This window comes from Streptomyces swartbergensis (assembly GCF_002148965.1).
GTDB classification, from domain to species: Bacteria; Actinomycetota; Actinomycetes; order Streptomycetales; family Streptomycetaceae; genus Streptomyces; species Streptomyces swartbergensis.
Window position 1 is genome coordinate 21,033 of record NZ_NGFN01000056.1, and the last position, 8,329, is coordinate 29,361.

The 8,329-nt window shown below is 73.0% G+C and carries 10 protein-coding genes; 3 read left to right on the forward strand and 7 right to left on the reverse strand.

The window, feature by feature from the left end; all coding sequences use genetic code 11:
- Positions 1 to 40 precede the first annotated feature (40 nt).
- Both CA983_RS12140 and CA983_RS12145 read left to right on the forward strand, forming a co-directional pair.
- Positions 41 to 2,362 carry a beta-xylosidase/alpha-l-arabinosidase gene (locus CA983_RS12140; protein ID WP_086600900.1) on the forward strand — a complete coding sequence of 774 codons (2,322 nt, stop codon included), beginning with the start codon at positions 41 to 43 and terminating at the stop codon, positions 2,360 to 2,362.
- A gap of 230 nt (positions 2,363 to 2,592) precedes the next feature.
- The gene (locus CA983_RS12145; RefSeq protein WP_086600901.1) at positions 2,593 to 2,925 is read left to right on the forward strand and encodes a hypothetical protein; all 333 of its coding nucleotides are present in this window, start codon (positions 2,593 to 2,595) and stop codon (positions 2,923 to 2,925) included.
- Here the strand turns inward: CA983_RS12145 and CA983_RS12150 are convergent.
- Genes CA983_RS12150 through tsaB form a run of 4 tightly spaced genes read right to left on the reverse strand, consistent with a single transcriptional unit; the run spans position 2,876 to position 5,409 of the window.
- A complete protein-coding gene (locus CA983_RS12150) occupies positions 2,876 to 3,133 on the reverse strand; it encodes a hypothetical protein (protein WP_086600902.1) in 258 nt (85 codons plus the stop codon). The genes CA983_RS12145 and CA983_RS12150 overlap by 50 nt on opposite strands.
- Positions 3,130 to 4,236 (reverse strand): tRNA (adenosine(37)-N6)-threonylcarbamoyltransferase complex transferase subunit TsaD, encoded by a 1,107-nt coding sequence (gene tsaD / locus CA983_RS12155; RefSeq protein WP_086600903.1) that lies wholly within the window; start codon positions 4,234 to 4,236, stop codon positions 3,130 to 3,132. The genes CA983_RS12150 and tsaD overlap by 4 nt, the downstream gene beginning before the upstream one ends.
- The gene (gene rimI, locus CA983_RS12160) at positions 4,229 to 4,726 is read right to left on the reverse strand and encodes a ribosomal protein S18-alanine N-acetyltransferase (protein ID WP_086600912.1); all 498 of its coding nucleotides are present in this window, start codon (positions 4,724 to 4,726) and stop codon (positions 4,229 to 4,231) included. Before rimI ends, tsaD begins: the two co-directional genes overlap by 8 nt.
- 29 nt (positions 4,727 to 4,755) lie before the next feature.
- Positions 4,756 to 5,409 carry a tRNA (adenosine(37)-N6)-threonylcarbamoyltransferase complex dimerization subunit type 1 TsaB gene (gene tsaB, locus CA983_RS12165; RefSeq protein ID WP_086600904.1) on the reverse strand — a complete coding sequence of 218 codons (654 nt, stop codon included), beginning with the start codon at positions 5,407 to 5,409 and terminating at the stop codon, positions 4,756 to 4,758.
- A gap of 136 nt (positions 5,410 to 5,545) precedes the next feature.
- Here tsaB and CA983_RS12170 point away from each other — a divergent pair, with 136 nt between their 5' ends.
- A complete protein-coding gene (locus tag CA983_RS12170; protein ID WP_086600913.1) occupies positions 5,546 to 6,103 on the forward strand; it encodes a hypothetical protein in 558 nt (185 codons plus the stop codon).
- Between the two features lie 787 nt (positions 6,104 to 6,890).
- Here the strand turns inward: CA983_RS12170 and CA983_RS46665 are convergent.
- From CA983_RS46665 to CA983_RS12185, 3 genes are all read right to left on the reverse strand, one after another.
- Positions 6,891 to 7,067, reverse strand: coding sequence for a hypothetical protein (locus CA983_RS46665; protein WP_167407360.1), 177 nt, complete (start codon positions 7,065 to 7,067; stop codon positions 6,891 to 6,893).
- A gap of 142 nt (positions 7,068 to 7,209) precedes the next feature.
- Positions 7,210 to 7,731 (reverse strand): tRNA (adenosine(37)-N6)-threonylcarbamoyltransferase complex ATPase subunit type 1 TsaE, encoded by a 522-nt coding sequence (gene tsaE / locus CA983_RS12180; RefSeq protein WP_086600906.1) that lies wholly within the window; start codon positions 7,729 to 7,731, stop codon positions 7,210 to 7,212.
- The coding region (locus CA983_RS12185) for an alpha/beta fold hydrolase (protein WP_143645481.1) at positions 7,697 to 8,329 on the reverse strand (633 nt) is incomplete at its 5' end. The genes CA983_RS12185 and tsaE, both read right to left, overlap by 35 nt.

Below are 8,329 nucleotides of genomic sequence, written 5' to 3' on the forward strand. Positions count from 1 at the left end.
CGTCCGTGAGAGGGCCGTCCGTCCACCCGACAGGAGCTTCATGACCACCGTGCCCTGGCGTGACCCCGCCCTGCCCGCCGCCGCCCGCGTCGACGATCTGCTCTCCCGGATGCCCCTGGAGGAGAAGACCGCCCAGCTGTACGGCGTGTGGGTGGGCGCCTCGACGGACGGCGACGGAGTCGCTCCGCACCAGCACGACATGACGGTCGACCACTCCGACGAAGCATGGGACGAGCTGATCACCCGCGGCCTGGGCCAGCTCACGCGCTCCTTCGGCACCGCCCCCGTGGACCCGGCGCTGGGCGCGCAGGCACTGGCCCGCGCCCAGCGCCGCATCACCGAGGCCGGCCGCTTCGGCATCCCGGCGATCGCGCACGAGGAGTGCCTGGCCGGTTTCACCGCCTGGCAGGCCACGGCCTACCCGGTCCCGCTGGCCTGGGGGGCGACCTGGGATCCCCCGCTGGTCGAGGAGATGGCCCGCCGTATCGGCGACGACCTCCGCTCGGCCGGCGTCCACCAGGGCCTCGCGCCCGTCCTGGACGTCGTACGCGATCCGCGCTGGGGCCGCGTGGAGGAGACGATCGGCGAGGACCCGTACCTGGTCGGCACGGTCGGCACGGCCTATGTGCGGGGCCTGGAGTCGGCCGGGGTCGTCGCCACGCTGAAGCACTTCGCCGGGTACGCCTCCTCGGCCGGCGCCCGCAACCTGGCCCCCGTACGGGCCGGCATCCGCGAGTTCGCGGACGTCACGCTCCCGCCCTTCGAGATGGCACTGCGCGAGGGCGGGGCCCGTTCGGTGATGGCCGCGTACACGGAGCGGGACGGCGTCCCGGCCTCGGCGGACCCCGAGCTGCTGACCGGACTGCTGCGCGAGGAGTGGGGCTTCACCGGCACGGTCGTCGCGGACTACTTCGGCATCGGCTTCCTGCAGACCCTCCACCGGGTGGCCGGCACCCCGGCCGAGGCGGCCCACGCGGCCCTGGTGGCCGGCATCGACGTGGAGCTGCCGAGCCTGAAGTGCTACGGCGATCCGCTGGTGGACGCGGTCCGCTCGGGCGAGATCCCCGAGGAGCTGGTGGACCGCGCGGCCCGCCGCGTCCTGCTCCAGAAGTGCGAACTGGGACTGCTGGACGAGGACTGGACCCCCGAGCCGGCCGCCACGGTGARCCTCGACTCGACGGGCAACCGGATCCTGGCCCGCCGCCTGGCCGAGGAGTCCGTCGTCCTGCTCGACAACCCCGACGGCCTGCTCCCGCTCGCCCCCGACACCCGGATCGCGGTGGTCGGCCCCCGGGCGGCCGACGCCCTGGCCATGCTGGGCTGCTACTCCTTCCCGTCCCACGTCCTCACCCACCACCCCGGCGTCCCGACCGGCATCGAGATCCCGACCGTCCTCGATGCCCTGCGCACCGAACTCCCCGACGCCAAGGTGACGTTCGCGCCGGGCTGCGACGTGACGGACCCGGACACCTCCGGCTTCGAGGAGGCCATCGCCCGTACCGCCGAGGCGGACGTGTGCGTGGCGGTCCTCGGCGACCGGGCGGGCCTGTTCGGCCGCGGCACCTCGGGCGAGGGCTGCGACGCGACGGACCTCGCCCTGCCGGGCGCCCAGGGCGAGCTGCTGGACGCGCTGGTCGCCACGGGCGTCCCCGTGGTGCTGGTGCTGCTGACCGGCCGTCCCTACGCGCTCGGCCGCTGGCACGGCCGCCTGGGCGCGGTCGTCCAGGCCTTCTTCCCGGGGGAGGAGGGCGGCCCGGCGGTGGCGGGAGTGCTGTCGGGCCGCGTGAACCCGTCGGGCCGCCTCCCCGTGAGCGTCCCGCAGGTCCCCGGCGGCCAGCCCTGGACGTACCTCCAGCCGCCCCTCGGCCTCGCGGGCGAGGTCAGCAACCTCGACCCGACCCCGCTGTACGCCTTCGGGCACGGCCGGTCGTACACGACGTTCGCGTGGGAGGACGGCACGGGCGGCGAGGAGCCGGCTCAGATCGGCACGGACGGCACGTACGACATCTCGGTGACCGTCCGCAACACCGGCGACCGCGAGGGCGCGGAGGTCGTGCAGCTGTATCTGCACGACCCGGTGGCGTCGGTGACCCGGCCCGATGTGCGGCTGATCGGCTACCAGCGCGTGGAACTGGCGCCGGGCGAGGCGAGCCGGGTGACGTTCCGGTTCCACACGGATCTCTCGGCGTTCACCGACCGTTCAGGTCGCAGGGTGGTCGAACCGGGCGTCCTGGAACTACGTTTGGCGGCGTCCAGCGCAGACGTACGCCACACGACACGCCTCACCCTCACGGGCCCGGTACGGGTCACCGGCGCCGATCGGATGCTGCGGTGTGGGACGGAGGTGTCGGAGGTGAGGTGACCTCCGCGCGGGGAGCGAGCGGGGAACGCGTTGGACAGGTTGCTTCACCACGAGTTGCGGGCCGTCTTCTCGGTGCTCGCCGTCGTCGCCGTGTCCCTGACGGCGGCGGGCCTCGCCCACGGTTTCGCCCCGCCGGAGCCCGGCAAAGTGGCCCTGTACCTCGCCGGTCTGCTGGCCTTCGCCGTGGTGTGGACCCTCCTGAAAGGGACCAGGCTCAAGGGCGGTTCAGCTTGGCACGGGACTACGACAAGGCCGTCCCCGTCGAGGACACCGGCGCGGTCGTGCCCGCCGACGCCTCCCTGCGCGACTCCTGGTTCAACTGGCCCGTCCTCGTCCTGTATCTCCTGTTCGTCCTGCCCATCTCCGTGTTCTGGGAGCCGTGGGTGACCGGGATCGCCCTGTGGTCGGCCCTGGACTGGCTGGGCCAGGCCGCCCTGGTCGCCCACTGGGAGCGCAGGCACGGCCTGCTGCTGTGGCGGGGTCACGTCGGCAGCAGGCCCTGGGAGCTCTCGGTCAGCCGGCGCCCACCGACTCGAACCGCCACCGGTGCACGGCCCGCGTGACCAACTCCCCGTCCGGTTCGGGCAGTTCCGGCAGCTCGGCCTCGTACGGAGCGTCCCACCAGGTGATGACCAGGACCCGGTCCTGAGGAGCGCGCAGGGTCTCCCGGCGCAGGGGTGCGCGGGGCAGCTCCTGCGCCCGGGCCCAGGCCAGCAGGTCCTCGCCCCGGCCGGGCACCGCCCGCGCCTCCCACATCAAGGCGACCGTCACGAGTAGAGGTTCTCCTTGCTGATCTCGTGCACATGGTCGTGGTCGTGCTGGTGGCCCGGCACGTGCGGCTCCGTCACCGGCAGCGAGGAGTCCGCCGACAGGTCCCAGCTCGACGCGGCCCGGTTCCGGGCCACCATCTCGGCGCCGAGCGCTGCGACCATCGCCCCGTTGTCCGTGCACAGCTTGGGCCGCGGCACCCGCAGCCGGATCCCGGCCGCCTCGCAGCGTTCCTGGGCCAGGGCGCGCAGCCGGGAGTTGGCGGCCACACCGCCGCCGATCATCAGGTGGTCGACACCTTCGTCCTTGCAGGCCCGGACGGCCTTGCGGGTCAGCACGTCCACGACCGCCTCCTGGAAGGAGGCCGCCACGTCCCGCACCGGGACCTCCTCCCCCGCCGCCCGCTTCGCCTCGATCCAGCGCGCCACGGCCGTCTTCAGCCCGGAGAAGGAGAAGTCGTAGGCCGGGTCGCGCGGACCGGTCAGGCCGCGCGGGAAGGCGATCGCGTCCGGGTCGCCCTCGCGTGCGTACCGGTCGATGACCGGGCCGCCCGGGAAGCCCAGGTTCAGCACGCGGGCGATCTTGTCGAAGGCCTCACCGGCCGCGTCGTCGATGGTCGCGCCCATCGGGCGGACGTCGGAGGTGATGTCCGTGGACAGCAGCAGCGAGGAGTGGCCGCCGGACACCAGCAGCGCCATGGTCGGCTCGGGCAGCGCGCCGTGCTCCAGCTGGTCGACGCAGATGTGCGAGGCGAGGTGGTTGACGCCGTACAGGGGCTTGCCGAGCGCGTACGCGTACGCCTTCGCCGCCGAGACGCCGACCAGCAGGGCGCCGGCGAGGCCGGGACCGGCGGTGACGGCGATGCCGTCGAGGTCGCGGGCGCTGACTCCCGCCTCCTTCAGCGCGCGGTCGATGGTCGGGACCATCGCCTCCAGGTGGGCCCGGGAGGCGACCTCGGGCACGACACCGCCGAAGCGGGCGTGCTCGTCGACGCTGGAGGCGACGGCGTCGGCGAGCAGGGTGGTGCCGCGGACGATGCCGACGCCGGTCTCGTCACAGGAGGTCTCGATGCCGAGTACGAGAGGCTCGTCGCGTGAGTCAGTCATTGATCTGGGTTCCTTGTACGGGAGCCGAACCCGCGGCGGAGCCGCTGTCGGGTTTCGTGGTCAGTCGCATCACCAGGGCGTCCACGTTCCCCGGCTGGTAGTAGCCGCGCCGGAAGCCGATGGCCTCGAAGCCGAAGCGCTCGTAGAGCTTCTGCGCGCGGACGTTGTCCACCCGGCACTCCAGCATCACTTCGGCGCACTCGAAGGCGGTCGCGGCCCGCAGCAGTTCGGTGAGGAGCCGGCCGCCCAGCCCCGTCCCCCAGTACTCCCGGGTGACGGCGATGGTCTGGATGTCGGCCTGCTCGCCGGAGGAGGCGACACCGGCGTATCCGACGATCCGCTCCCCCGCCTCGGCCACGAGGTACTTCCGGGTCGCCTCCGGCCCGCGCGCATGGGCCAGCTCCGACCAGAACATGCCCCGCGACCAGGCGTCGTCGGGGAACAGATCCCGCTCCAGCTCCAGTACGCGGTCGATGTCCCACCAGCGCATCTCGCGCAGCACACACGTCTCGGACTCGGTCACTTGGGCGTGACCACCTTGTAGTTCTTGGGGACCTGGGCGTCGGGGCGGCGCAGGTACAGCGGCCGGGGCGCGGGGAGTTCCTCGCCCGCCGCCAGCCTCTCCGCGGCCAGCCGGGCGAGCGCGGCGGCGGACACGTGCTCGGGTTCGTGCGCCTGGGGGAAGGCGTCCGGGTACAGCAGCGCGCCCGCGCCGACCGCGGGCAGCCCGGCGACCTGTTCGGCGATGTCGGCGGGCCGGTCGACGGCCGGGTCGGTGACGCGGGTGCGGGAGTCGGCGTAGCGCGCCCAGTACACCTCCTTGCGGCGGGCGTCGGTCGCCACGACGAACGGGTCCTGGAGGTCGGCGGCGTAGGCGAGGCCGTCCAGCGTGCACACTCCGTGCACGGGGACGCCGAGCGCGAGCCCGAAGGTCTCGGCGGTCATCAGACCGACGCGCAGCCCGGTGTACGGGCCCGGCCCGATGCCGGCGACGACCCCGGTGACGGCGTCGAGCGACAGACCGGCCTCGGCGAGCACCCGGTCGATCGCGGGCAGCAGCAGTTCCCCGTGCCGGCGCGCGTCCACCTGACTCGACGAGGCGATGACGTCCCGGCCGTCGTGCAGCGCGACGGTGACGGCGGGTGTGGCGGTATCCAGAGCGAGCAAGAGCACGCAAACAGCCTACGGCTCCCCGGGGCCCGTGTCGGACGTACCTGTCGGGCCGTCACCTGCTGCTACCGTCACCTACCGTCATGGCGCGTCATACGCACCGTGCGCGACAGGAACGTACGACACGGAGGTGGGCGCGGTGGCACTCAGCAGCTCGGGGATCGTGGCCGGGCTCACCGCTGCGGCCCTCGCGACGGTCGGCTACCTCGCCCACCAGGCGTCACAGACCCTCCCGGCCGGCCTGGGCAGGTCACAGGCGGGCGCCGCACCGGCGGCCGACGTCTCGAAGGCGCCGCCCCGGGCCAAGAAGGACCCCGCCGCGCTGCCCGGCGGGTCCGGCAAGGGCGCACGGGTGGTGTACTCCCTGCGCGACGACCGGGTGTGGCTGGTCGGCGAGGACGAGACGGTCACCCGCACGTTCCAGGTCCACCCGAGCGCGGTGGACCCCGCCCCGGGCAGCTACTCGGTCACGTCCCGCTCGAACGCGATCACCGGCTCCGACGGCGTCCCCGTCGAGCACGTCGTGCGTTTCACCAGCGTGGACGGCGTGATCATCGGCTTCAGCGCGGCCGTGAACGACTCGACCACCGCACGGGCCCCGAAGGTACGCACGGGCGGCATCCGCGAGTCCCGCGAGGACGGCGAGGCGATGTGGACCTTCGCGACGATCGGCCGCAAGGTCGTGGTCGTCCGCTAGGGCGCGGGGCCGTGGGGCCGTGGGGCCGTGGTCGGCCGCAAGGCCGCCAGGCCGTGGCCATCCGCTGGAGGGCCGTGGTCGGCCGCCGGGCCGCCAGGCCGTGGCCATCCGCTGGAGGGCCGTGGTCGGCCGCCGGGCCGCTGGACCGCAAGGCCGTGGCCATCCGCTGGACGGGACGTGGTCGACCGCTGGACCGCAGGGCCGTGGTCGACCGCTGGACCGCAGGGCCGCTGGACCGCAGGGCCGTGGTCGGCCGCTGGACCGCAGGGCCGCTGGACCCAGGGCCGTGGTCGGCCGCCAGGCCGCAGGGCCGTGGTCGGCCGCCAGGCCGCAGGGCCGCAGGGCCGCTGGACCGCAGGGCCGTGGTCGGCCACAAGGCCGTGGCCATCCGCCGGGCTGCTAGGCCGCTGGGCCGCTAGGTGTGCTGTCCGGGGACGTTGGAGACGGGCGACACGCCTTGAGTGGTCCTTGAACGGGGCGAGGGCCCCTGGGTTCGGTGTGGATTGCGAGATCTACAACCGGCGTCCAAGAGGCCCTCGTTGTCCCACCGTAACGCCCCGCTGACTCCGACCGGCAGGCTGCGTCTGGCCCGGTGTGTCGTCGAAGACGGCTGGCCGCTACGACGAGCCGCGGCCATCCGCCGGCTGCTGGACCGCTGGACCGCAAGGCCGTGGTCGGCCGCCAGGCCGCAGGGCCCTGGTCGCCCGCAAGGCCGCTGGACCGCAAGGCCCTGGTCAGCCACCGATCAGCCGTGTGAACAACGCTTCAGGTCAATACAGCCAGCCCGCTAGGCCGCTTCGCGGTGGTCCGTTACCGGCTGGGTCGGCTCGGTGAGCTCCAGGTCGGGAGCCCGCGGTGGCGTGGAGATCAGTGCAGCCGCCTCGCCCGCCGCCAGCAGGTCCCGCATGGACACCCCGGCGACCGCGAACGGCAGCGGCTGCCCCTTGCTCTCTGTAGCCGACATGGACGCCTCCCGAAGGCGGGGCGGACGTAGTTAGGTAGACCTAACTACGGACTGGATACCATGTGACCACGCACAAGACGCCGAACGCAACATTTTGCCGACGCCTTGTCGGAACGTTCATCAAAACACCACGCGGCGGGAGCTACGCCGCGAGCACGCTCAGGTCCGCGGAAGCCCAGCGTTCCCCCACACCGGTGATCGTCATCTGCCGGACCTCGTCGGTCGTGTCGCCCACCGCGCGGTGGATGACCACCTGGAGCCGGTCCTCGGTCAGCTCCTCGACCTTGCCCTCGCCCCACTCCACGACGACCACGGACTCGGGCAGCGAGACGTCGAGATCGAGGTCCTCCATCTCGTCCAGCCCGCCGGACAGCCGGTACGCGTCGACGTGGACCAGCGGCGGCCCGTCGCCCAGCGACGGATGCACCCGGGCGATCACGAACGTCGGCGAGGTGACGGCCCCGCGCACGCCGAGCCCCTCGCCCAGCCCACGCGTCAGTGTCGTCTTGCCCGCCCCGAGCTCTCCGCTGAGCATCACCAGGTCACCCGCGCGCAGCAGTTTCGCGAGCCGGCGGCCCAGCTCCCGCATCTGCTCGGGGGACGTGACGGTGATCTGGACGGATCCGGACTCAGCCGGGTTGTGCGGTGCTGCTGGTGCTTCCATAACCCTTCACGGTAGCTCCTGCGGGCACGGCACCCGTGCGGGTGAGCAGGTCGGCGAGGCGGTCGGTGACCACTTCCGGGTGTTCCAGCATCACCAGGTGCCCCGCGTCCGGCACCAGCACCAGCTCGGCGTCCGGCAGCAGATCGGCGATGGCCTCGCTGTGCTCACTCGGCGTGACCAGGTCCTGCACCCCGGCCAGGACGAGCACCGGCATGCCGGCGAAGTGCACCAGCGCCTCGGTCTTGTCGTGGTCGTTGAACGCCGGGTAGTACTCGGCGACCACGTCGATGGGCGTGCTCTCGATCATCCGCTCGGCGAACCGGGCGATGGCCGGGTCGACGTCCCGGGAGGCGAACGAGTACCGCTTGATGATCCCGGCGAACAGGTCCGCGGTGGCCCGGCGCCCCTTCTCCACCAGATCGGCCCGCTGCCCCATCGCCTTCAGCACGCCGGGCAGCACCCGCCGCACCGCGTTGACGCCGGCCACCGGAAGCCCGTAGTTGACCTCGCCGAGCCGCCCCGACGACGTCCCCACGAAGGCCACCCCGACGACCCGCTCCCGGACCAGCTCGGGGTACTGGTCGGCCAGCGCCATCAC